The 24057-nt window shown below is 57.8% G+C and carries 23 protein-coding genes; 14 read left to right on the top strand and 9 right to left on the bottom strand.

Annotation, left to right across the window (positions count from 1 at the left end):
• From ACR8BF_RS15155 to uraH, 4 genes are read left to right on the top strand one after another with little or no spacing between them, the layout of a single operon-like run.
• Positions 1–1236 carry a pyridoxal-phosphate-dependent aminotransferase family protein gene (locus ACR8BF_RS15155; protein ID WP_292991107.1) on the top strand — a complete coding sequence of 412 codons (1236 nt, stop codon included), beginning with the start codon at positions 1–3 and terminating at the stop codon, positions 1234–1236.
• Positions 1233–2486 (top strand): allantoate amidohydrolase, encoded by a 1254-nt coding sequence (gene hpxK, locus ACR8BF_RS15150; RefSeq protein WP_434745215.1) that lies wholly within the window; start codon positions 1233–1235, stop codon positions 2484–2486. Before ACR8BF_RS15155 ends, hpxK begins: the two co-directional genes overlap by 4 nt.
• 2 nt (positions 2487–2488) lie before the next feature.
• On the top strand, positions 2489–2983 hold the full coding sequence (gene uraD, locus ACR8BF_RS15145; RefSeq protein ID WP_313699982.1) for a 2-oxo-4-hydroxy-4-carboxy-5-ureidoimidazoline decarboxylase: 495 nt from the start codon (positions 2489–2491) through the stop codon (positions 2981–2983).
• On the top strand, positions 2980–3315 hold the full coding sequence (uraH, locus tag ACR8BF_RS15140) for a hydroxyisourate hydrolase (RefSeq protein WP_292989321.1): 336 nt from the start codon (positions 2980–2982) through the stop codon (positions 3313–3315). Before uraD ends, uraH begins: the two co-directional genes overlap by 4 nt.
• An 11-nt stretch (positions 3316–3326) precedes the next feature.
• Here uraH and ACR8BF_RS15135 read toward each other — a convergent pair whose 3' ends face one another.
• Both ACR8BF_RS15135 and ACR8BF_RS15130 read right to left on the bottom strand, forming a co-directional pair.
• Entirely contained in the window at positions 3327–4094 is a 768-nt protein-coding gene (locus tag ACR8BF_RS15135) for an amidohydrolase (protein WP_434745214.1), read from the bottom strand.
• A complete protein-coding gene (locus tag ACR8BF_RS15130) occupies positions 4082–5242 on the bottom strand; it encodes a pyridoxal phosphate-dependent aminotransferase (protein WP_434745213.1) in 1161 nt (386 codons plus the stop codon). Before ACR8BF_RS15130 ends, ACR8BF_RS15135 begins: the two co-directional genes overlap by 13 nt.
• A gap of 332 nt (positions 5243–5574) precedes the next feature.
• Between ACR8BF_RS15130 and ACR8BF_RS15125 the strand changes: the two genes are divergently transcribed.
• From ACR8BF_RS15125 to ACR8BF_RS15115, 3 genes are read left to right on the top strand one after another with little or no spacing between them, the layout of a single operon-like run.
• Positions 5575–6189: a methylthioribulose 1-phosphate dehydratase gene (locus ACR8BF_RS15125; protein ID WP_179896944.1), complete on the top strand. Its 615-nt coding sequence runs from the start codon at positions 5575–5577 to the stop codon at positions 6187–6189.
• A complete protein-coding gene (mtnC, locus tag ACR8BF_RS15120) occupies positions 6186–6869 on the top strand; it encodes an acireductone synthase (RefSeq protein ID WP_313699976.1) in 684 nt (227 codons plus the stop codon). The genes ACR8BF_RS15125 and mtnC overlap by 4 nt, the downstream gene beginning before the upstream one ends.
• Position 6870: 1 nt before the next feature.
• Positions 6871–7413, top strand: a complete 543-nt coding sequence (locus ACR8BF_RS15115) for a 1,2-dihydroxy-3-keto-5-methylthiopentene dioxygenase (RefSeq protein WP_136197732.1) — start codon at positions 6871–6873, stop codon at positions 7411–7413.
• 55 nt (positions 7414–7468) lie between these two features.
• On the opposite strand, the gene mtnA is transcribed toward ACR8BF_RS15115, so the two are convergent.
• Positions 7469–8491 (bottom strand): S-methyl-5-thioribose-1-phosphate isomerase, encoded by a 1023-nt coding sequence (gene mtnA / locus ACR8BF_RS15110; protein WP_434745212.1) that lies wholly within the window; start codon positions 8489–8491, stop codon positions 7469–7471.
• Positions 8492–8612: 121 nt separating this feature from the next.
• On the opposite strand from mtnA, the gene mtnK reads away from it, so the two are divergent.
• A complete protein-coding gene (gene mtnK / locus ACR8BF_RS15105) occupies positions 8613–9812 on the top strand; it encodes an S-methyl-5-thioribose kinase (protein WP_313699972.1) in 1200 nt (399 codons plus the stop codon).
• 100 nt (positions 9813–9912) lie between these two features.
• On the opposite strand, the gene fadE is transcribed toward mtnK, so the two are convergent.
• Positions 9913–12363: an acyl-CoA dehydrogenase FadE gene (gene fadE, locus ACR8BF_RS15100; RefSeq protein WP_434745211.1), complete on the bottom strand. Its 2451-nt coding sequence runs from the start codon at positions 12361–12363 to the stop codon at positions 9913–9915.
• A 253-nt stretch (positions 12364–12616) separates the two neighbouring features.
• Between fadE and lpcA the strand changes: the two genes are divergently transcribed.
• Both lpcA and ACR8BF_RS15090 read left to right on the top strand, forming a co-directional pair.
• The gene (gene lpcA / locus ACR8BF_RS15095; protein WP_434745210.1) at positions 12617–13195 is read left to right on the top strand and encodes a D-sedoheptulose 7-phosphate isomerase; all 579 of its coding nucleotides are present in this window, start codon (positions 12617–12619) and stop codon (positions 13193–13195) included.
• 50 nt (positions 13196–13245) lie between these two features.
• Entirely contained in the window at positions 13246–14013 is a 768-nt protein-coding gene (locus ACR8BF_RS15090; protein ID WP_003851154.1) for a class II glutamine amidotransferase, read from the top strand.
• Here the strand turns inward: ACR8BF_RS15090 and dpaA are convergent.
• A complete protein-coding gene (gene dpaA, locus ACR8BF_RS15085; protein ID WP_179896932.1) occupies positions 13984–14730 on the bottom strand; it encodes a peptidoglycan meso-diaminopimelic acid protein amidase in 747 nt (248 codons plus the stop codon). The two genes, ACR8BF_RS15090 and dpaA, sit on opposite strands and share 30 nt — an antisense overlap.
• A 244-nt stretch (positions 14731–14974) precedes the next feature.
• Here dpaA and dinB point away from each other — a divergent pair, with 244 nt between their 5' ends.
• Positions 14975–16030: a DNA polymerase IV gene (gene dinB, locus ACR8BF_RS15080; protein ID WP_292989351.1), complete on the top strand. Its 1056-nt coding sequence runs from the start codon at positions 14975–14977 to the stop codon at positions 16028–16030.
• A gap of 36 nt (positions 16031–16066) precedes the next feature.
• Here dinB and ACR8BF_RS15075 read toward each other — a convergent pair whose 3' ends face one another.
• The 4 genes from ACR8BF_RS15075 to pepD all read right to left on the bottom strand — a co-directional run bounded on the left by ACR8BF_RS15075 (position 16067) and on the right by pepD (position 21381).
• Positions 16067–17134: a sugar ABC transporter substrate-binding protein gene (locus ACR8BF_RS15075; RefSeq protein ID WP_434745209.1), complete on the bottom strand. Its 1068-nt coding sequence runs from the start codon at positions 17132–17134 to the stop codon at positions 16067–16069.
• Between the two features lie 25 nt (positions 17135–17159).
• Complete coding sequence (locus ACR8BF_RS15070; RefSeq protein WP_314985220.1) at positions 17160–18161, bottom strand: ABC transporter permease; 1002 nt, start codon at positions 18159–18161, stop codon at positions 17160–17162.
• Entirely contained in the window at positions 18158–19663 is a 1506-nt protein-coding gene (locus tag ACR8BF_RS15065) for a sugar ABC transporter ATP-binding protein (protein ID WP_434745208.1), read from the bottom strand. Before ACR8BF_RS15065 ends, ACR8BF_RS15070 begins: the two co-directional genes overlap by 4 nt.
• A 260-nt stretch (positions 19664–19923) precedes the next feature.
• Positions 19924–21381, bottom strand: a complete 1458-nt coding sequence (pepD, locus tag ACR8BF_RS15060) for a beta-Ala-His dipeptidase (protein WP_179896923.1) — start codon at positions 21379–21381, stop codon at positions 19924–19926.
• A gap of 253 nt (positions 21382–21634) precedes the next feature.
• Here pepD and gpt point away from each other — a divergent pair, with 253 nt between their 5' ends.
• From gpt to crl, 3 genes are all read left to right on the top strand, one after another.
• Positions 21635–22093, top strand: a complete 459-nt coding sequence (gpt, locus tag ACR8BF_RS15055; RefSeq protein WP_031590376.1) for a xanthine phosphoribosyltransferase — start codon at positions 21635–21637, stop codon at positions 22091–22093.
• 115 nt (positions 22094–22208) lie between these two features.
• Positions 22209–23456: an esterase FrsA gene (gene frsA / locus ACR8BF_RS15050; protein ID WP_179896920.1), complete on the top strand. Its 1248-nt coding sequence runs from the start codon at positions 22209–22211 to the stop codon at positions 23454–23456.
• Positions 23457–23588: 132 nt separating this feature from the next.
• The gene (crl, locus tag ACR8BF_RS15045; RefSeq protein WP_179896918.1) at positions 23589–23990 is read left to right on the top strand and encodes a sigma factor-binding protein Crl; all 402 of its coding nucleotides are present in this window, start codon (positions 23589–23591) and stop codon (positions 23988–23990) included.
• Positions 23991–24057: the final 67 nt, after the last annotated feature.

Here is a 24057-nt window from a genome sequence, read left to right as displayed (position 1 = left end):
ATGGATATTACGCAATTCCCGCAACTCAATCCGCCACAGCGTCTGCTGATGGGACCGGGACCGATCAATGCCGATCCCCGCGTGCTGCGCGCCATGTCGAGTCAGTTGCTGGGTCAGTACGATCCTGCGATGACCCACTATATGAACGAAGTGATGGCGCTCTATCGCGGCGTGTTCCGCACAGAGAACCGCTGGACGCTGCTGATTGATGGCACTTCACGTGCTGGCATCGAATCGATCCTGCTCTCCGCTATCCGCCCTGGCGACAAGGTGCTGGTGCCGGTATTTGGCCGCTTCGGTCATCTGCTGTGCGAAATAGCCCGTCGCTGTCGTGCGGACGTTCACACTATCGAAGTGCCGTGGGGCGAAGTCTTTACCCCTGACCAGATCGAAGATGCGATCAAAAAAGTGCGGCCGCGCCTGCTGCTGACCGTGCAGGGCGACACCTCGACCACCATGCTGCAACCGCTTGAGCAGCTGGGTGCGATCTGCAAACAGTACGGCGTGCTGTTCTACACCGATGCCACCGCGTCGCTGGCGGGCAACCCGCTGGAAACGGATGCCTGGGGACTGGATGCCGTGTCGGCGGGGATGCAAAAATGCCTGGGCGGCCCCTCGGGCACGTCGCCGATCACGCTGAGCGCAGAGATGGAAGCGGTGATCCGTAAACGCAAATGCGTTGAGCAGGGGATCCGCACCGAGGCGCATCAGGATGGCGAAGAGGAAATGATCTACTCCAACTATTTTGATCTCGGCATGATCATGGATTACTGGGGGCCGGAGCGGCTTAACCATCACACTGAAGCGACCAGTGCGCTGTTTGGCGCACGCGAGTGTGCACGTCTGATCCTGCAGGAGGGGCTGGATAACGGCATCGCCCGTCACAAACTGCATGGTGAAGCGATGCTGAAAGGCATTCAGGGAATGGGGCTGGAGACCTTCGGCGACCTGAAAAACAAAATGAACAACGTGCTGGGCGTGATGATCCCGTCAGGTGTCAACGGCGATCAGGTACGCAAACTGATGCTGGAGGATTTCGGCATTGAGATTGGCACCTCGTTTGGCCCGCTGCATGGCAAAGTGTGGCGCATCGGCACCATGGGGTATAACGCGCGTAAAGATTGCGTGATGCAGACGCTATCGGCGCTGGAAACGGTGCTGACTTATGTCGGTCATCGCACGCCGCAGGGCGCTGGCGCGCAGGCCGCATGGGATCACTACGGGAGCCAGGCATGATGATGAGCGCCAGCGAAGCCCAGGCCGCTGCACAGCGCGTGATGGCGCGCTGCGATGCGCTGGCAGCGATCAGTGAAACGGCTGAGGGGCTGACCCGCGTCTACCTCTCGCCAGAACATCTGCGCGCTAACGCCTGCGTCGGTGAGTGGATGCAGGCGGCGGGGATGCAGGTGTGGCAGGATGAAGTCGGCAATATCTGTGGGCGCTATGAGGCGGCAGAAGCCGGCGCGCCTGCGCTGCTGCTCGGCTCGCATCTTGACACGGTGCGCAACGCCGGTCGCTACGACGGGATGCTGGGCGTGCTCAGCGCGATTGAAACCGTGCAGTGGCTTAATGAACATCAGCGCCGCCTGCCGCTGGCGATTGAGGTGATTGGCTTTGGCGACGAAGAGGGCACCCGCTTTGGCATTACGCTGCTTGGCAGTCGCGGGATTACCGGCAGCTGGCCGCAAAGCTGGGTGACGCATCCGGACGGCAACGGCATCACCGTGGCGCAGGCGATGGCCGATGTCGGACTCGACAGCGAGCAGATCCAGGCGGCTACGCGGCGGGTTGAGGATATCGTCGGATATCTTGAGCTGCATATCGAACAAGGCCCCTGCCTGGAGCAGGCCGATCTGGCGCTGGGTGTGGTCACGGCGATTAACGGCGCGCGCCGTCTCAACTGCCGCTTCACCGGTGAAGCAGGCCATGCGGGCACGGTGCCGATGACGCATCGCAAAGATGCACTGGCTGCGGCTGCCGAGTGGATGGTGTTTATTGAGCAGACGACCCGTGAGCAGGATCCGCAGCTGGTGGCTACCGTCGGTACGATTAACTGCGCGCCGGGCGCGGTAAATGTGATCCCTGGCGAGGTGTCCCTGTCGCTGGACGTGCGCGGTCCGCTGGATAATCCACTGGAGACGCTGCTCTCCAGCCTGTTAACGCAGGCGGAGGCGATTGCGCTGCGCCGTGGACTTCGCTTCGAGTCTAAGGAATATTATCGCATCGGTGCCACCGCCTGTGACTCCGCGCTGCAACAGGCTTTGAGCCATGCGGTAGAAATGGTGCAGGGTCGCAGCCTGTCACTGCCGAGCGGGGCCGGACACGATGCCATCGCGATTGCTGAACGCTGGCCGGTCGGCATGTTATTTGTGCGTAACCATCGCGGCATCAGTCATCATCCGGCGGAGTCGGTCGCAGTGGACGATGTGGCACCTGCACTTCAGGCCTATTTACAGGCGGTCTCGCTGATTGCCGGACGGAGCTGAATATGGAGTTAGCCGTATTTAATCAGCTATCGGCTGATGAGGCGCAGTCTGCCATCCGGCACTGTGTGGCGATCCCGCACTGGCAGCAGTCGCTGGTGGCGGCACGGCCTTTTGCCACCACGGAGGCGCTACTGGCTACTGCCGATGCGCTGGCTCACCAGTGGCAGCAGCCCGAACTGGAGGCGGCACTGTCGGCGCATCCCCGCATTGGTGAACGCGCGAACGGCACGGACAAAGAGGCAACGCTGTCGCGCGGCGAGCAGTCCGCGATGCAGCAGGCTGATCACACTCTGCAACAGGCGATGCAGCAGGGGAATCAGGCGTATGAAGCGCGTTTTGGCCGGGTATTTCTGATTCGCGCCAAAGGGCGCAGCGGCGAGCAGATGCTGGCAGCGTTGCAGCGTCGGTTGCAGAATAGCGATTTGGCCGAGCAGCAGGAGGCGCTGGAACAGCTGCGTGAAATTACCCTGTTACGCCTTAAGGAGACGATTCAATGAGTACTGTTACCACCCATATTCTCGACACGGCGCTGGGCAAACCGGCCAGCGGCGTGGCGATTTCACTGGAGCAGAACACGCCTGAGGGATGGTTTCCGATTTCACAGGGTGAAACGGACAGCGACGGACGTCTGAAAGATCTGACGCCCGAGCCGCTGACACCGGGCCACTACCGTTTAACGGCGGAAATTGGCGACTATTTTGCTGTCGCCGGTCGGGATGCGCTCTACGTCAGTGCGCAGATCGACTTTGTGATTGCCGGGGCGGGCAGCCATTTTCATCTGCCATTTCTGATTTCGCCCTGGTCGTGGTCAACCTATCGCGGCAGTTAATCGGCGTCAGTTTATAGCGAAAACCGGTCCGCATCCTGCCAGGCAGGGAAGCGTTCGCGGTAAGCCTGAAGCGCCTCCAGTGACAGCTCCGCATCCAGCCGGGCGCGCTGATGCGGCTCGGCCGCGCTGAGGATCTCGCCCTGTGGGGAAATAATCTGGCTGTCGCCGCTGTAGTGATGCTGATTGCCGTCGCTGCCGACGCGGTTACAGCCTGCCACATAAGCCTGATTTTCAATCGCCCGCGCCAGCAGCAGTGCCTGCCAGTGCAGCGCGCGTGGCGCAGGCCAGTTGGCGACATAGAGCGCCAGATCGTAATCATTGCGGTTGCGGGAGAAGACCGGAAAACGCAGGTCGTAACAGATTTGCGGCAGGATCCGCCAGCCGCGCCACTCAAACACCTGCCGCTGTTCGCCGGGTTGATAGTGGCGATGCTCGTCCGCCATACGGAACAGGTGACGCTTATCGTACTGATGCAGCGTGCCATCCGGCTCGACCAGCAGGAAACGGTTTACCGCACCGTTGTCGGTCTGGATCGCCACGCTGCCGCCGATCAGAGCATCGGTGTTGCGGGCATGCTGATGCAGCCACTCAATTACCCGCGCCTCAGGCAGCGAGCGTTTCGCCGCCTCCATCGCAAAGCCGGTGGTGAACATCTCCGGCAGAACAATCAGATCGCGTCCGGTGAGACCGGCCAGCTGCGCGTCAAAATGACGCAGGTTGGCCTCGCCATCCATCCAGCTCAGCGTCTCCTGCAATAGCGTAATTTTCAAAGCTGGCATAAGCGCTCCGCAGCGGCATCTAATGTCGCCGGCTGTTTGGCAAAACAGAGGCGGATCAGTTTATAGGGGAAAGCATCGGCGCAGAACACCGACAATGGAATCGCGGCGACGCCGACTTCACGGGTCAGCCACTGGCAGAAACTGACATCATCCAGATCGGAGATGGCGCTGTAATCGACCAGTAAAAAGTAGGTGCCTTCACAGGGCAGCACCTTAAAGCGGCTGTTGCTCAGCGCCGTCGCCAGGCGATCGCGGCGATCGCGATAAAACGCTGGCAGTTCAAGATAGTGTTCCGGATGCTCACGCAGCATATCGGCGATCGCCAGCTGCGCCGGGGTATTCACCGAGAAGGTCAGGTACTGATGCACTTTGCGCAGTTCAGCGCTGATCGCCGCGGGGGCAATGCAATAGCCCACTTTCCAGCCGGTCATGTGGAAAGTCTTACCAAACGACGACACTGCGATGGCGCGCTGACGCAGATCAGGATGTGCAAGCACGCTGGCGTGGCCCGCCTCATCAAAGCAGATGTGCTCATAAACTTCGTCGCTCAGCACATAGATTGGGTGCTGAGTAATCGCCTGCCACAGCGCGGTGAAATCGGATTGCTGCCAGACGGTAGCCGAAGGATTGTGCGGCGTATTCAGGATCACCAGCCGGGTTTTGTCACTCAGCAGCGCAGCAAACGCCTGCCAGTCCACCCGAAAAGCGGGCGGCTGCAGCGTAATGCGTTTCATCACGCCGCCAGACAACGCCACCGCAGGCGCATAGCTGTCGTAGCTGGGATCAAAGCAGATCACCTCATCGCCCGGCCGCACCAGTGCGGTAATCGCCGCATAGAGCGCTTCGGTCGCGCCCGCCGTCACCGTAATCTCCGCGTCAACATCCGGACGATAGTCATAAAGCCGCGCGGTTTTCTCAGCTATCGCCTCACGTAACGGCAGCGCACCGGTCATCGGCGCATATTGATTCGCGCCCTGGCTGACGTGAAACGCCAGCCGCTGCTGCAGATAGTCCGGGCCGCTGAAATCGGGAAAGCCCTGAGACAAATTGATGGCGTTATGCTGCTGCGCCAGCGCACTCATCTGGCTAAAAATCGTGGTGCCGAGCAAAGGGAGTTTACTCTCGGGGATCAGGTTGTGCTGCGTCATGGTGTCAGGCCTTAAGCGCGAAGATTGATGCGGAGTCACCCGGGGTTTGTGCCACTATAAACAGGATGGTAGTATTTGGCAATCAAGACGCTTAGACGGCTAAATGCGTCATGCTCCGCGCGTCAGCGGTGTTGGCTGCACTTGCTTACCCGAGTCACTTACTCATGTAAGCTCCCCGGGATAAGCGCGCTTGCCGCCTTGCTGACACACGGATCATTTCGCATTTACATGCGCTATGTTACACACGGTCCATTTAGCATTTGCATGCGTCATGCTCCGCGCGTCAGCAGCGTTTGCTTACCCGGGATTACCTTTCACCGCAAGGAACCTTTATGTCGCAGAGTCTTCCGTTAGATCAGCTGGTCGCCGCCTGTCACTGGATTGGCGAAAAAGGCTGGGCACCGGCCACCGGCGGGAACATGTCCGTGCGCCGCGATGAACATGTCTGCCTGTTGAGCGAATCAGGCAAAGATAAAGGCACGCTGACGCGGGATGACTTTATCGACGTCGATATCGCCACCAGCCAGTCGCTCTCTGACCGTAAGCCATCCGCAGAAACCGGCCTGCACACGATGATCTATCGCCTCTTTCCTGAGGCGGGCGCGGTGCTGCATACCCATACGGTGAATTCGACCGTGCTGTCGCGGGTAGAGCAGGGCGCGGCGCTGCTGCTGCATGGCTATGAGATGCAGAAATCATTAACCGGCCAGCACACCCATCTGGACACGCTGGCGATTCCCGTGTTCGACAACAGCCAGGACATCGCGGCGCTGGCGTCAGAAATTGAAGACTACGCTGCTCGTTTTCCGCTGCGCTACGGCTTTCTGCTGCGCGGCCACGGCTTAACCTGCTGGGGCCGGGATGTCAGCGAAGCCCGCCGTCATCTGGAAGGTCTGGAATTTTTATTCGAATGTGAACGTCAACGTCGCCTGCTGGAGAAAGCATGATTCGCGCCATTGTTACTGATATCGAAGGCACCACCAGCGATATCCGCTTTGTACATAACATCCTGTTTCCCTATGCCCGCAAGCATCTGCCGGATTTCCTGCGTGATAATGCGCACCAGCCCGACGTGGCGGCGGCGCTGCAGTCGGTGCGTGAAGAGGCCGGTCAGCCGCAGGCCGATCTGGCTGGCGTGACAGATATTCTGCTGGGCTTTATGGACCAGGATCGCAAATCCACCGGCCTGAAGGCGCTGCAGGGCATGATCTGGCGCGATGGCTATGTGAATGGGAGTTTTACCGGTCATCTCTATCCCGACGTGCTGCCTGCGCTGACCCACTGGAAGGCGCAGGGTATTGAACTCTATGTATATTCCTCTGGCTCGGTTGCGGCGCAGAAATTGTTATTTGGCTACAGCGACGAAGGTGATATTACTGGCCTGTTCAGCGGCTATTTTGACACCCACGTCGGCGCCAAACGCGATGTGGCGGCCTATCGCGCTATCGCCGCTGAGATTGGTCAGCCAGCGGAGCAACTGCTGTTTCTCTCCGATATTCATCAGGAGCTGGATGCCGCCGCAGAGGCGGGCTGGCAGACGTTGCAATTACTGCGTGGCGATGCGGACGACGAGAGCCGCCATCGTCAGGTGACGGATTTTTCCCAGATTAACCCGGAGTCGATTTAGGATGAGCGCACTGACTATTTTTACCGATCGTGAAGCCAGCCAGCCGGTGTGGCACAGCACTGACGCGGAAGCGATTCGTGACCGCCTGAACGCCAAAGGCGTCCGTTTTGAGCGCTGGGAAGCCGATCGCGATTTGGGTGAAAACCCGGATCCCGCAACGGTGATCAACGCCTATCAGCATGCGATCGATAGGTTGGTGGCGGAAAAAGGCTATCAGAGCTGGGACGTGATCAGCATGCGCGCCGATAATCCGCAGAAAACCGTGCTGCGCGAGAAGTTTCTCTCTGAACATACGCACGGCGAAGATGAAGTACGTTTCTTTGTGGAGGGTGCCGGGCTGTTCTGCCTGCATCTGGATGGCGAGATCCTGCAGATCCTGTGCGAAAAAAACGATCTGATCTCGGTGCCAGCGGGAACGCCGCACTGGTTTGATATGGGATCGTCACCGCACTTCACGGCGATCCGGATTTTCGACAATCAGGAAGGCTGGGTAGCGAACTTTACCGGGGATAAGATCGCGGACGCCTATCCGCGTCTGGCGTAATCTGTCAGCCTGTTATGTGAGGTGTCTGCCATAGCGGCAAACGCCTCGCAGACCATTACTGCGGCTGAAAGATGCCGTTCTGCACCTGGTCAGGCGTCATCACGCCAGTGTCCAGCACCCAGCCGCTGATCAGGGCGGCTGGCGTGACATCAAACGCCGGGTTATAGACTTTCGCTGCTTCCGGCGCCCACTGCACACTGCCAAAACTGCCGGCAACGCCTGTCACTTCACTGGCGGCGCGCTGCTCAATGGGAATGGCTGCGCCGTCAGGACAGCTGCGATCCAGCGTGGTATGCGGGGCCGCCACGTAAAACGGAATCTGATGATAATGTGCCAGCACCGCCAGGCTGTAGGTACCGATCTTATTGGCGACATCGCCGTTGGCGGCAATGCGGTCAGCGCCGACCCACACGGCATCTACCTCGCCACGGGCCATCAGACTGGCGGCCATGGAATCAGTAATCAGGGTGTAAGAAACCGCCAGCTCGCCCAGTTCCCAGGCGGTTAAGCGGCCGCCCTGCAACAACGGACGGGTTTCATCAACCCAGACATTCTTAATCAGGCCCTGCTGATGGGCGCGGGCAATGACGCCCAGCGCGGTGCCCACACCCGCCGTTGCCAGTCCACCGGTATTGCAGTGCGTCAGCAACTGGCTGTTGGGTTTCACCAGCGTGCAACCGGCGTCAGCGATGGCATCACACAGTTGCTTATCTTCCTGCACCAGCCGCCAGGCTTCCTGAGCCAGCGCAGGGGCAAAGTTCGGCTGAGCCAGCGCCACTTTCATCCGATCAAGATTGTTCATCAGGTTGACGGCGGTAGGGCGCGCAGCGCGCAGGGTCTCCAGCGCCTGTGCCAGTTCAGCGCGCGTCTGCCCCTGTTCTGCCAGCAGCGCCAGCAGCAGCGAGGCGGAAAGGCCGATCAGCGGCGCACCGCGCACCCGCAGTGCATGAATATGTTCAATCAGTTGAGGAACGCTGTGCGCGGGCAGCCAGTTCTTCTGCTGCGGCAGTGCCTGCTGATCCAGAATCCAGAGCTGATTGTCACGAACCTGTAAGCTGGTGGTTTGAAGTGTCTGCATTGTGGGTGAAATCCATGTTGCGTTAATGATGCGTATTGTGCCAACATGCTGAACGGATGTATAGACGTCTGCACGGCTTATTACACCTGAGTGACCCCCTTCGAATGATGAGGAACAGGCAATGTCGCAATACCGTACCTTTACTGCTGCTGATGCTGTGGAATATGCCCGACAATTTGGCGGCGTGGACAATCCTGCCGCGCTGAGCAGCGCAGAAGAGATTGGTGATGGCAACCTCAACCTGGTGTTTAAGATTTATGACGATCAGGGCATCAGTCGCGTTATCGTCAAGCAGGCAGTGCCTTATGTGCGCTGCGTGGGGGAGTCCTGGCCACTGACGCTGGATCGGGCGCGGCTGGAAGCGCAGACGCTGGTCGAGCACTACAAATATTGTCCGCAGCATACAGTGAAGATTACCCATTACGATGCAGAGCTGGCGGTGATGGTGATGGAAGATCTTTCCAGCCATCGCATCTGGCGCGGCGAGCTGGTGAAGGGCGCTTACTACCCGGAAGCGGCTCAGCAGTTAGGCGACTATCTGGCACAAACCCTGTTCCATACTTCCGATTTCATCCTGCATCCGCATCAGAAAAAAGCGGAAGTGGCGCGCTTCATTAATCCTGAAATGTGTGAAATTACCGAAGATCTTTTCTTTAACGATCCCTACACCAATCATGAGCGCAACAGCTATCCCGAAGCACTTGAACCGCTGGTCGCCAGCCTGCGCAATGATGATGCGCTGCGCATTGCGGTGGGCGGTCTTAAGCATCGTTTCTTTGCCCACGCCGAAGCGCTGCTGCATGGGGATATTCACAGCGGCTCGATTTTCGTTGCTGACGGTAGCCTGAAGGCGATTGATGCGGAGTTTGGGTATTTTGGTCCTGTCGGTTTTGATGTTGGTACTGCGATAGGCAACCTGCTGATTAACTACTGCGGCCTGCCGGGGCTGCTGGCACCGCGTGAGGCTGCCGATGCACGTGAGCAGCGCCTCAGTGATGTGCATACCCTCTGGACGACGTTTGCTTCAGGCTTCCTGGCGCTGGCGGCAGAGAAGACCCGTGATGAGGCGCTGGCTTATCCAGGCTATGCCGAGGCCTTTGTGCGAAAAGTGTGGGCCGATACCATTGGTTACTGCGGCACCGAACTGATTCGCCGCACGGTGGGGATGTCGCATGTGGCGGATATGAAGCTGATTGCCGATCCGGCGATGCGCACTGATTGCATTCGTAATGCGATTAACCTGGGACGCACGCTGATTCTGGCAGCCGATCACGTAGAAGATGTGGATGCGCTGATTGCCCGCATCCGTCAGGCAGGATAAAAAAAGGCCGACATTATGTCGGCCTCTAAAAACAGGACTGGCTTAGCGCGAGCGATGACACACCTCATCCCTGAGCCAGTGCGACAGGCTAACGCTAACCCTATGCCGCCTCACTCGCCCGTGATGCAGGCTGAGGCGCTTTCTCGGGCACCGGTACTGCCAGTGCTTCCGGCTCAAACTCATCGACGTTAATTGAACGCAGACGACTGACTTCAGCACGCTGCAACACATCAGCCTCTTTCGCATCAATCCAGCCCTGTTCCAGCGCGCGCTTCGCCAGCGCGTCCAGTCGGGTAAAGGAGAGGTGCTGCTTCGTCTGTTTGCACAGCCGGTCATGAATCACTTCTGCTGCCATCACATCCTGCAGCGCCTGTTCCAGCTGACCGGCAGGGTTATGCTCACTCGGCGTCAGGTACATGCCACGGCCCAGTCGGCTGCGGGTGGCTGACGGCTGCTGCAGCATTTTTGCCAGCTGATGATCCAGACGGTCAGACGGCGCAGGGCAGTGATGACCGCCTGCAAAAATCGTCATCCGCAATGCGCCCGCCACCAGACGGTTCGGGAAGTTACGCAGCAGATCGTCAATGGCCACTTCCGCCTGATGCAGCGCATCCTGCACACCCCAGTGAACCAGCGGCATATCGGCTTCGTTACGGCCTTCGTCGTCATAGCGTTTCAGCGTCGCCGAAGCGAGATAGAGCTGGCTCAGTACATCGCCCAGACGCGCCGAGATGCGCTCGCGACGTTTCAGGCTGCCGCCCAGCACCGCCATCGACACATCAGAAAGCAACGCCAGGTTGGCACTGATGCGGTTCAGGTGCTGGTAATAACGGCGGGTACCATCGCGGGTCGGGCTGGCGCTGGTACGTCCGGCGGTTAAACCCAGCCACAGGCTGCGCATCGTGCTGCTGCCCACATGACCGATATGGCTGAAAAGCGCCTGATCAAACGCGTTAACATCGTTGCTGGCTGCGGCCGCCATTTCCTGCAGCACATAAGGATGGCAGCGAATTGCACCCTGACCGAAGATAATCATGCTGCGCGTCAGAATGTTCGCGCCTTCCACCGTGATCGCGATGGGCGCACCCTGATAGGCACGGGCCAGGAAGTTACTGTTGCCGAGCATGATGCCTTTACCGCCAGCAATATCCATGGCGTCGATAATGGCGCGCTGGCCGCGATGGGTGCAGTGATATTTAACAATCGCCGACAGCACCGCCGGTTTTTCACCCTGCATAATGCCGGCCGTAATCAGCGTAGCCGCCGCATCCATTACGTAAGCGTTGCCAGCAATGCGCGCCAGTGGCTCTTCAATCCCTTCCATTTTACCGATAGAAAGCCGGAACTGACGGCGGATATGAGCATATGCGCCTGTCGCCAGTGCCACACTTTTCAGGCTACCGGTTGAGTTTGATGGCAGCGTGATGCCGCGACCCACTGACAGACATTCCACCAGCATCCGCCAGCCCTGACCAGCCATGTCCGGACCGCCAATAATATAGTCGATGGGCACAAAGATATCGTTGCCGCGCGTCGGTCCGTTCTGGAACGGTACGTTAAGCGGGAAGTGGCGATGGCCAATTTCCACGCCGGGCGTATTGGTCGGGATCAGCGCACAGGTAATGCCAGGATTTTCGTTGTCACTGAGCAGATGATCCGGGTCGGAGAGTTTAAATGCCAGGCCCAGCACGGTGGCGATCGGTGCCAGCGTAATGTAGCGTTTGTTCCAGGTCAGGCGCATACCCAGCACCTGCTTACCTTTCCATTCGCCCATGCAGACAACGCCGGTATCGGGGATCGCGCCCGCATCTGAACCCGCTTCCGGGCTGGTCAGCGCAAAGCAGGGGATCTCATCGCCACGCGCCAGCCGGGGTAAATAGTGATTCTTCTGTTCTTCAGTGCCGTAGTGCTGCAGAAGTTCGCCCGGACCGAGTGAGTTAGGCACACCTACGGTAATCGCCAGAATCCCGGAGACGCCCGACAGTTTTTGCAGCACACAGGCTTGCGCATAAGCGGAGAAATCCAGTCCGCCATACTCTTTTTTAATGATCATCGCGAAGAAACGATGCTCTTTCAGATATGCCCAGAGTTCCGGCGGCATATCGGCCAGCTCATGGGTGATCTGGAAATCGTTGGCCATGCGGCACGCTTCTTCGACAGGGCCAGCGAGAAAGGCCTGCTCATCGGCAGTCAGGCGTGGCTGAGGATAGTTGTGCAACTTCTGCCAGTCCGGTTTGCCCTGGAACAGATCGCCTTCCCACCAGGTGGTGCCCGCATCGATCGCCTCTTTCTCAGTGCGTGACATCGGCGGCATGACCTTTCGGAAGCGCTGAAATATTGGTTTTGAAAAGAGGTCGCGGCGCAGTGACGTCAGGTTTAACGGCAGCAGGATGATCGCCAGCGGCAGCAGCAGCCATGGCGTCCAGAGATGAGCAAAAGCCATCGCTGCAGTCCACAGCAACAGAATTGCGCTGCTGAGCCGTAACGACAGGCGGTGATAGAACAGGGCGCCAATCAGCGCCACCGTGGCAAGTATCGAGACAACCATCATAATGAACCGCTCCAAGTAGTAAGAGGTCTGACCTGTTATGTAGAGAGGTTTAGAGGAGTTGGCCGGATTTATCAATTTGTTTACATCGCAATTACAACCTGCCTCACAAAAACCGTTTTTAGCCCATTTTTGCATCACCTGCGGCAGGGATATTTGCTGTCACTTCCCGCCCGGACATGGCATGACGCTTTGCGCTTACCGGCCATTCCGTTAAACTTGCTGCGATTAACCTCTCCTAAAAAAGGACATCCCTATGTACCAGGACATCATCCGCGCAGAGCTGAATGAAGCTGCTGATACGCTGAATAAATTCCTCAGCGACGACGCCAATATCCATGCGATCCAACGCGCTGCGGTGCTGCTGGCTGACAGCTTTAAGGCAGGCGGCAAGGTGCTTTCCTGTGGTAACGGCGGTTCACATTGCGATGCGATGCATTTTGCCGAAGAGCTGACGGGGCGCTACCGTGAAAATCGTCCCGGCTATCCGGCGATTGCCATCTCTGATGTCAGCCATCTCTCCTGCGTCAGTAATGACTTTGGTTATGACTATGTCTTTTCACGCTATGTGGAAGCAGTAGGGCGTCCGGGCGATATACTGCTGGGCCTCTCCACCTCCGGAAACTCTGCCAATATCATTAAAGCGATTGAAGCCGCCCGTGCGCAGGGCATGAAAGTGATCACCCTGACCGGCAAAGATGGCGGTAAGATGGCAGGCAGTGCCGATATTGAAATCCGGGTGCCACACTTTGGGTATGCCGATCGCATCCAGGAGATCCACATTAAAGTGATCCACATCCTGATGCTGCTGATCGAAAAAGAGATGGTGAAGTAACTGCGCCGGCCTCCCGCAGACGGGAGGCCGCTTAATCAGAGGTGGTGGCTATGTGCGAATTGCTCGGGATGAGCGCCAATGTTCCCACGGATATCTGTTTCAGCTTTACCGGACTGGTTCAGCGTGGCGGTGGAACCGGGCCTCACAAAGATGGCTGGGGCATTACCTTCTACGAAGATAAAGGTTGTCGTACGTTTAAAGATCCGCTGCCGAGTTTTAACTCGCCGATTGCGCGTCTGGTACAGGAGTATCCGATCAAATCGCATTCGGTGGTGGCGCACATCCGCCAGGCGAATCGCGGTCAGGTGTCGCTGGAGAACACGCATCCGTTTACCCGCGAGCTGTGGGGCCGTCACTGGACCTATGCGCACAACGGCCAGCTTAAGGGCTATCGGCAACTGGAGACCGGTACGTTCCGGCCGGTAGGCGAAACGGACAGCGAGAAGGCGTTTTGCTGGATCCTGCATCAGCTGGCGACGCGCTATCCGCGCACGCCGGGCAACTGGCCTGCAGTGTTTCGTTTTATCGGGGAGCTGGCTGGCACATTGCGGCAGAAGGGCGTGTTTAACATGCTGCTGTCAGACGGGCGATATCTGATGGCCTTTTGCTCCACCAACCTCTTCTGGATCACCCGTCGTGCACCCTTTGGCCGGGCGCAGTTACTGGATCAGGATGTGGAAGTTGATTTTCAGCAGCACACCACGCCGCATGACGTGGTGACGGTGATTGCTACGCAGCCACTGACGGCCAATGAAACCTGGCAGCGAATTGCGCCAGGTGAATGGGCGTTATTCTGCCTTGGAGAGCGCCAGGAATGAACGGGAAGCGGCTTCGGGACTCGCTAAAACCGGTGCCGGACTGCTGTTCATCACATATTTACCGCTGGCGACATTGACCGTCGGCGGCTGGCGATACTTCGCAAAGTAAGCGTATCCTGGCTGTAACTGCTGCCAGAAACTGGCATCGCTGGAGTAGCGGTGACGCTGCATATTGCTGTCGGTCATGCGGAACGGATAGATGCTGATGCTGACATCCTGCTGGCCGTTACGCAGCGCGGCGTTCACATACGTAAAAATCTCATCCATATAGGCGTTTGTCATGGCATAGCAGCCAATCGACTTACAGTCGCCATGAATCATCAGGTAGTTGCCGCTGTAGCCCTGATTACGATCGTACTGATTCGGGAAGCCAATGTTGATGGCACGATAAAAACGGCTATCTGGCTTCAACTGATTCAGCTTCACGTTGTAAAAACCTTCCGGGCTTTTGAAATCACCTTCGCGGCGTTTCGGGCCGAGGCCGCCAGAAAAGTTACAGATGCGGTAGGTATCCAGCAGGCGGTATTCATTACCGATTTTGCCGTAGAGTTCGAGGGTGCGTTCTTCCTTGAAAATCTGGATATAGACCGGGGTGCCGAGTAACTGCTTCTTTAATTCTTTACTGACCGGTGCCGCTGTCTGAACGGGTTCGGGTGTCATTGCCATGCTGAGGGCTGGCAGTAAAATCATCGCAAACAGGAGTGCGATTTTGCCCATGCTGTGTATACCTTGAAATGAAGAGAACATGACGCAAATTGTGCGTCTCTGTTTGCATTATCGGAACTGTCCGCTACCGCAGCGCAACATTAAACATTGTCTGTTTTTTTAGCAAGACGGCGTCAGCGAAATTCGCGATTTACTGAAGGATATTCGGCCACAAATTTGTAAACTTTAATTGTGGGCGCGACAAATATTGCAGTTACCCCTGCCAACTGTATACTTATCCAGTGCTGGAGGGGGTATGCGTAAAATCATTCATGTCGATATGGACTGCTTCTATGCCGCGGTGGAGATGCGTGATAATCCCCAGCTGCGCGATATCCCGATCGCCATTGGTGGCAGCCGCGAACGTCGCGGCGTAATCAGCACCGCCAACTATCCGGCTCGTAAATTTGGCGTGCGCAGCGCGATGCCAACTGGCATGGCCCTCAAGCTATGCCCACACCTCCGTTTGCTGCCAGGACGCTTCGATGCCTACAAAGAAGCCTCTGCGCAGATCCGCGACATTTTTACCCGCTATACGCCCCTGATTGAACCCCTCTCCCTTGATGAAGCCTATCTGGATGTCACCGACAGCCCGCACTGTCACGGCTCTGCCACGCTGATGGCGCAGGCGATCCGCGCCACCATCTACCGTGAAACCGGGCTGACCGCTTCAGCGGGCATCGCCCCGATTAAATTTCTGGCAAAGATCGCCTCTGACCTGAATAAGCCGGACGGACAGTTCGTGATTACACCGCCGGAGATGGCTGGTTTTTTGCTGACGTTGCCGCTGGCGAAGATCCCCGGTGTTGGTAAGGTCTCGGCCAAAAAGCTGGAAGAGATGGGGCTGGTGACCTGCGGCGACGTGCAGAAGGCCGATCTGGCGCTACTGCTGAAGCGCTTTGGGAAGTTTGGCCGGGTACTGTGGGAGCGCAGCAATGGCATTGATGATCGCAGCGTCATTGTGGAGCGCGAGCGTAAATCGCTGGGGGTGGAACGCACGCTGGCGGAAGATATCAGCGACTGGGATGCCTGCCTGGAGATTATCGATTTTCTCTATGCCGAACTGGATCGCCGGCTTACGCAGATCCGCCCTGACAGGCAGGTGGCGCGTCAGGGCGTTAAACTCAAGTTCAGTGATTTTCAGCAGACGACCCAGGAGCACATCTGGCCGGTACTGAATAAAGAGGACATGATTGCCATCGCCCGGAAAACCTGGGATGAGCGTCGTGCCGGACGCGGCGTGCGGCTGGTGGGACTGCATGTCACCATGGTCGATCCCCAGCTTGAGCGTCAGCTGCTGCTGGGCCTGTAACGGCCAGCCTCACCGATTGGCAAGGCTGACGCCGGATTACTTCTTATATTTCGCCGCCAGGGTAGCAAACCACGGCGCGACGAAATCTTCATTGCTGCCCCAGCCCGGAATGATCCTGTTCAGCGACGCCACGTTCACTGCGCCAGGCTGGCTGCCGAGCTGCTGCTGAGAGATTGACGCGGCTTTAAACTGGTACGTCGCTGGCGTCTCTTCACCGGCAATCTTTTTCGCCACCAGGCGCATATTCACCGCGCCGATGGTTTTAGGATCGACCGCCACCGTCTGCACCCATGGGCTGTTCTTCTGACGCATCAGCTGCAAATCCTGGTTCGAGACATCAATGCTGTAGAGCTTGATCTCGGTCCGGCCATTCTCCTGCAGCGCTTTGTAAGCGCCCTGGCTGAAGGCATCCCAGGCCCCCCAGATCGCGTCGATTTTGCCTTTCGGGTATTTCGCCAGAATCGCACCAATCTTGTTGGCGGTATCGCCCTGCACATCCGTTGAAACTGCACCAATCGACTCCAGCTGATGAATGCCCGGATTCTCTTTCAGCAGTTTTTCATACACCACCTGACGGCGCTCCATCGGCGGGAAACCGGCGACCCACAGTTTGACGATATTCGCTTTGCCATTGAAATCATGGATGAGCTGGCCCAGCGAAAGCTGTGCCAGTGAAGCGTCATCCTGCGCGGTGACGGTGACGCCCGGAATCGGGCTATCCACCGGTGTATCAAACATAGACAGCCTGATGCCCGCGTCGGCAATGCGCTTCACCAGTCCGCTGGCATAGGGCGCTTTACCGTGCGACAGCACGATGCCGTCATATTTCTGGCTGATCGCCTGATTCACGAAATCCTGGAAGCGCGCATCATCACCGTTACTCAGGAAGGTGCTGACCTTAAAGCCCAACTGGCGACCCTGCTGAATAGCCCCGGCAACAAACTGGGTGGTGTTGTCATCAGAGCCGAGGTTACGGATCACCGCAATACGGATCGGGCCATCATGGCTGGCGATAGCAGCCGGTACCGGCGTGACGGTGTCCGCGAAGGCGGCGCTGGCGTTCAGCAGGCTCAGGGCCAGCAGCGAGAGTGTTATTTTTTGCATTGTTATCAACTCCGGTCATCGCGCCTCAGCGGCGCTGGATATAGGTGATCGCCAGTGCTAAAGCCAGCACCAGCCCTTTAATAATGTCCATGGCGTAGTAGGGAACAGAGAGCATCACCAGGCCGTTCTGCAGCACGCCGAGAATAACCGCGCCGACCAGCGTGCCCAGCGCATTGGGTTTGCCTGAGCCTGCCAGTGAGAAGCCAATCCACGCCGCCGCGACGGCATCCATCAGGTAGCCGCTACCGGCATTGACCTGTGATGAACCGATACGCGAGGCGAGCAGGATGCCGCCCAGACCGGCCAGCAGTGAAGCGATCACATAGGCCAGCACCCGGTAGCGTGTGGTGCGGATGCCGGAGAGGCGCGCCGCTTCTGGATTGCCGCCCAGCGCGTACATCCGCCGACCGTGTTTGGTCAGGGACAGCGCCAGCTGCGCGGCGACGGTGACGACCAGCATAATGATGACGATGGTCGGCACCTGGCCGAGCAGGCCAAACGTCGCCGGAAGGGTGCCTTCCGCCATATCACCGCTCGGCAGCACCATGTTCTCGGTGATCGATCCGCCAAAGCTGTAGGTCATCGCCACACCCTGAATCACAAACAGCGTCGCCAGTGTCGCCAGCATGTCGGGGATGCGCAGGATCACAATCAGGAAGGCGTTAAACAGCCCGACCAGCGTGCAGAGCGCCAGGGTAATCAGGATCGCGGTGGTGGTGCCGAAGCCGTACCAGACAAACAGCGAAATCACTAACGCATTTGCCAGTGAAGCGGTTGAGCCGACCGACAGATCGAAGCCACCGACGGTCAGCGAGATCGAGACGCCGATCGCAATCACCGTAACAATGGCAATGGATCGCAGAATATTGATGATGTTATTGGGTTCAAGGAAGCTGTCGGAGGCCAGGCCAAAGGCGGCGATCAGAATCACCACCGTAAGCAACATGCCCCATTTATAGAGAAAGTCGAACAACTGGTGACGCCACGGCGAGGGAGTCAGGTTCAGGCTGGTTTCTTTGCTGCTCACGCAGGGGTTCCTCCGGTGGAATAGAGCAAAAGCGTCTCTTCGGTGACGTCGCAGGCAGCCAGTTCGGCCACAATGCGTCCATCCCAGAGCACGCAAATCCGGTCGCATAAGCCGACCAGTTCAGAAAATTCACCTGACGCGTAGATGATGCCTTTACCCTCGCGCGCCAGGTTGTCGATCAGGGTGAACAGCTCGGTTTTGGCTTTGATATCGACGCCTTTGGTTGGCTCATCGAAAATCAGCACGTCAGCGTTGTTACGCAGCCATTTGCCAATCGCCACCTTCTGCTGGTTGCCGCCGGAAAGGCGTCGCAGTGTCTGTGCCGGGCCGGTGGTGCGCACCTGCAATTGCTGAATAATCTGCTCTGCCCAGCGCCATGCCTGGCGATGCCCGAACAGGCTCCAGCGCGAAAAGCTGTCGTCCGCGCTGACGCTGAGGTTCATCGCGACCGACTCATCAATAAAGATCCCCTCTTTGCGCCGCTCTTCCGGTACCAGCGCCATGCGGCGACTGACGGAGTCGTGTGGCGAACGGGGCTGCCAGCGCTGACCGTGCAGTTCACCGCCACTGACGCGGCTTTTGCTGGCACCAAACAGCGCTTTGCAGAGTTCGGTTTTGCCGGCCCCAGCCAGACCTGCGATGCCCAGAATTTCGCCTTTGTGCAGCCGCAGCGAGATATCCTGCAGCAGCTGCTCATCGTGCAGTCCTTCCACCGCCAGCAGCAGCGGCTGTGCCTGCTGTTCACGGCGGGCCGGGAAGATATCGGTTAGCTGATGGCCCAGCATCTTCTCCACGATCTGTTCACCGCTTAGTGCCGCCATCGGGCCGGTTTCGATTAACCGGCCATCACGCAGCACCGTCAGCTGGTCGCAGATCGCGTTGAGTTCATGGATACGGTGAGAGATAAACACCACGCCGATACCGCTGGCCTTAAGACGACGCACCACGGCAAACAGCCGCTCGCTTTCGTGCTGATCCAGCGGGGCTGTGGGTTCGTCGAGAATCAGGAAGCGGCAGTGATGAGACAGCGCCCGCGCCAGCAGAATTTGCTGCTTTTCAGCCAGGGTGCAGCGCTCCACCAGCCGGTTGACGTCCAGCGCCAGGTCGAGCTGAGCCAGCAAGGTCCGTGCCTGGCGGCGAATCTCACCCCATCGATAGCGGTGGCCGGGCTCTGCCAGCCGATCCAGCATAATGTTTTCCGCCACGCTAAGCTGCGGCACCAGGGCGACATCCACTTCCTGCTGAACCAGATGGATACCCAACTGTCTGGCATCACGCGGCGTACGGATAGAGACCGGCTCACCGTCCAGCAGGATCTCGCCGCTGTAGTGGCTGTGCGCGCCGGAAAGGATCGCCATCAGCGTGGACTTGCCCGCGCCGTTAGCGCCGGTCAGCGCATGAACCGAATGACCCTCAATGCGGAAATCCACCGACGATAGCGCGGCAAACCCGCCAAAAGCGATGGAGATGTTACGCATCTCAAGGCAGTTTAACCCTGGCATGTGATGACTCTCCTGAAGAAACACTGGCCGCATTTTTTCCTGAACCTTCAGGCGCGGCAACAGCCGAAAGCGCATAAGCTAGCACGAAATCTTATTAGCCATCCAGACATCTGGACATAATGGCGGCTGTGACCAGCGAAGCGCGGGAACGTGGCGGAATAGTAGGGGAAAGCACGAAAAAGGTAGCGAATTATGCTGGTGAGAAATCACAGGCATAAAAAAACCAGGCCGGAGCCTGGTTTACTTTTTTTGTGACAGAATTACTTTTCTGGCACCACATTTAGCAGGGTGGTCAGCAGTTTCCAGTAAAGACCCACGCTTTCGATGTGAACCTGCTCATCAGGCGAGTGCGGCCCGGTGATAGTCGGCCCAATCGAGACCATATCCATGTCCGGATAAGGCTTTTTGAACAGACCACACTCCAGACCGGCGTGAATCACCTGAATGTTCGGGGTCTTATCAAACAGCGCGATATAGGTCTGACGGGTCAGCGCCATGATGGCGGAGTCCGCGTCCGGCTGCCAGCCTGGGTAGCCGCCTTTCGCTTTGGTCTGCGCGCCGGCCAGCTGGCCCAGCGAGGTCAGCATCTGCACCACATAATCGCGGCCGGTGTCGATCAGCGAACGAATCAGGCAGTTGATCTCTGCGTGATCGGCTTCCATCGTCACCACACCGATATTCAGTGACGTTTCGACTACGCCTTTCGCCACGTCTGAATTGCGGATCACGCCGTTTGGCGTGCTGTTAAGCAGGTTCAGGAAGCGATCGCGGCTGTCGGTGCTCAGGGCATCACCCTGATGCGCCAGCGGCTCGGTAACCAGGGCAATGTTCGGCTCTTTGATACCGTGCTCGTTTTTGATGGCGCTCAGGAAGTGCGCCGCCGCTGATTTCAGCGCATCCGCTTTGTGGCTTTCGACCGCGACGGTCGCGAAGGCCTCACGTGGAATTGCGTTACGCAGCGTACCGCCGCTGAACGCCAGCAGACGCAGATCCAGTTCAGCCGCGTGGGCCGCCAGGAAACGCGCCAGCAGTTTGTTGGCGTTGCCGAGGCCCATATGAATATCGGCACCGGAATGACCGCCCCGCAGTCCTTTCAGCGTCAGCTTCAGGGTCTGGAACTCAGCAGGCACGGCTTCACGGGTCAGCGGCAGGGTGGTGACGAAGTCGATACCGCCCGCGCAGCCCATGTAGATCTCACCTTCTTCTTCGGAGTCGGTGTTGATCAGGATTTCAGCCTGCAGCCAGTCAGGTTGCAGACCGAAAGCACCATCCATGCCGGTCTCTTCAGTCATAGTCAGCAGCACTTCCAGCGGGCCATGCGTCAGGCTGTTATCAGCCAGCACCGCCAGCGCAGAAGCCATACCGATGCCGTTGTCCGCGCCCAGCGTGGTGCCGCGCGCTTTCACCCACTCGCCGTCAATCCACGGCTGAATTGGATCTTTGGTGAAGTCATGAACGGTGTCGTTATTTTTCTGCGGCACCATATCCAGATGCGCCTGCAGCGCAACCGGGGTACGGTTTTCCATCCCTGCGGTGGCGGGCTTACGAATCAGGATGTTGCCGACCTGATCGCGCTCACACCAGAAGCCTTGCTCTTTAGCCCAGCCAGTGATGTAGTTCGCCAGCGCTTCTTCGTGAAAAGAGGGATGGGGAATCGAGCAGATCTTAGCGAAAATATCCCACAGCGGCTGTGGAGAGAGTTGAGACAATTCAGACACGACAGGTCTCCTGTGTCAGTGTACCGGCGAGGCCGGACATCGCGAGTTTCCAGTGAAAAATCGCCGTCAGAGAATCTGACGAGCCAGGCCTGAGAATATCACTGTTTTTTACCGGGTGCGCTCTCAGACGCGCTAAAAAGCCGCAACCAGCGCCCGGGTGCTGGTTTTTAGTGCGTCAACTCCTTATAATCTCGCGCAACCTTTTCCCCGTTGCACATTTTTACGCCACCTTGGTTGGCTGGGATTTCTATTTATGAGCGAAAAATACGTCGTTACCTGGGACATGCTTCAAATCCATGCCCGTAAACTGGCCCAGCGCCTGCTGCCTGTTGAACAGTGGAAAGGCATTATCGCGGTGAGCCGCGGCGGTCTGGTACCGGCTTCGCTGCTGGCACGTGAATTGGGTATCCGCTACGTTGATACCGTCTGCATCTCCAGCTATGACCACGATCACCAGCGCGAAATGAAAGTTCTTAAGCGCGCAGAAGGCGACGGCGAAGGCTTTATCGTAATCGATGACCTGGTTGATACCGGCGGTACCGCGCAGGCGATTCGTGAGATGTACCCGAAAGCGCGTTTCTGCACCATTTTCGCTAAACCAGCCGGTCGCTCACTGGTTGATGACTATATTGTCGATATCCCGCAGGATACCTGGATCGAACAGCCGTGGGATATGGGTGTGGTCTACATCCCGCCAATTGTAAAAAACTGATTGATACACATCAGACAACGCCCGGTTTTCCGGGCGTTGTGCTTTCTGAGCCTCGCGCCCTGAATGGCCGTACAGTACACTTAGCCATTGCCGTTCTGTTGCAGGAGAAGCGAGTATGTCGAGCAAAAATCTCAGCGAGGAGCTGTTCAAGCCGCGCTTTAAACATCCCGAAACCTCTTCCCTGGTTCGCCGTCATCATCATGCAACCCCGGATGTCCACTCTGCCCTGGATGGTGACAGCCAGCGTGGCTGGTATCGCATGCTGAATAAGCTGATGTGGACGTGGCGCGGCCTGACGCCCCAGGAGATTAGCGAGGTGCTGGCGCGTATCGCCATCAGCAACGTTGAACATACGGATGACTCGCTGCTCGACACCGTGATCGGTTTCCGCGGTGGCAACTGGCATTTCGAATGGTGCAAACAGGCGGGGTTCTGGCAGCAGAAAGCGCTGGAGGCGATCGACGACAGCGAGGCGGGCGACTCCTGGCTGCACGCAGCGCATCTTTATAGCGTCGCTGCTTATCCCTATATAAAAGGTGATGAGCTGGCCGACCAGGCACAGACACTGGCTAACCGCGCCTATGAAGAGGCAACGCAGCGATTACCCGGCGAGCTGAAACTCCTGACCTTTGCCATCCCTGGCGGCAGCCCGGTCAGCGGCTTTCTGCATATGCCGCCTGATGTTGAAGCGCCTTATCCCACCGTGCTGTTTTGCGGCGCACTCGACTCGTTACAGAGCGATCACTACCGTCTGTTTCATGACTACCTCGCGCCCCGCGGCATTGCGATGCTGACCATTGATGTGCCCTCCGTGGGTTACTCAGTGAAATGGACACTGAATCAGGACACCAGTTTTCTGCATCAGCAGGTGCTGCGCGATCTGACAAACGTGCCCTGGATCGACCATACCCGCGTGGCGGCATTGGGTTATCGCTTTGGCGCGAACGTCGCCGTGCGACTGGCCTATCTGGAATCGCAGCGGCTGCGCGGCGTGGCCTGTCTTGGTCCGATTGTGCATGCGCTGCTGACGCAGACGGCGTTGCAGGATGAGATCCCGGATATGTATATGGATATGCTGGCGAGCCGGCTGGGCATGGCAACGGCCTCTGACAGCGCGCTGCGCACCGAACTCAACCGGTATTCGCTTAAAACTCAGGGCTTGCTCGGCCGCCGGACGCCAACGCCGATGCTGTCGGGCTACTGGCAGAACGATCTCTTCAGCCCGGAAGAGGAGAGCAAGCTGATCGCGAACTCTTCCTCAGACGGTAAAGCGCTGCTGATTCCGGTGAAGCCGATGATGGCCAGTTTTGACAAGGCGCTGAATGAAATTTGCGACTGGCTGGAGAAGCGTTTAAAAAGGTAACTGGCAAAATTTACAGTATTTGCTACAACTAGTAGCGGAATTCTTCCGGGCTGTCGTTAAGCGAAGCATGACATCACCTGGCCGTCCGGAAAATCAGGGCTGTATAGCGGTCAAAATCTATGGAGATTCAGCATGACGTTACCAAGTGGTCATCCCCGCAGTCGCCTGCTTAAGCGTTTTACGGAGCTTGGGCCTTATATTCGCGATGGGAAATGTGGCGAAACCCGGTTCTTCTTCGACTGCCTGGCTGCCTGCGTTAATGTGAAACCGGCACCGGAACTACGCGAGTTCTGGGGCTGGTGGATGGAGCTGGAAGCGCAGGCTGACCACTTTACCTATGTCTACCATATCGGCCTGTTCGATAAAGAGGGTGACTGGTCGGTGGCAAACATCAAAGGCAAAGAGAACACGGCGCGCGTGGAAGAGACCTTACGTAATTTCCATACCCGTCTGAAAGCGATGCTGAAAGAGTTCGAGCTGGATCTGATCCCAGCCAGCGATTTCGATGAGAAACCGGTAAAGCTGAGTGCCTGATAGGGTGGATCGGTTAAAAAAGCGTAAAAAGGGCGAGTGGAAACACTCGCCCTTTTTTACTTTTACG

Source organism: Candidatus Pantoea rara, from assembly GCF_051136265.1.
In the GTDB taxonomy this organism is placed as follows: domain Bacteria; phylum Pseudomonadota; class Gammaproteobacteria; order Enterobacterales; family Enterobacteriaceae; genus Pantoea; species Pantoea rara.
Note: the sequence above shows the minus strand (reverse complement) of the source record. Positions and strands in the feature narration are given on the sequence as shown.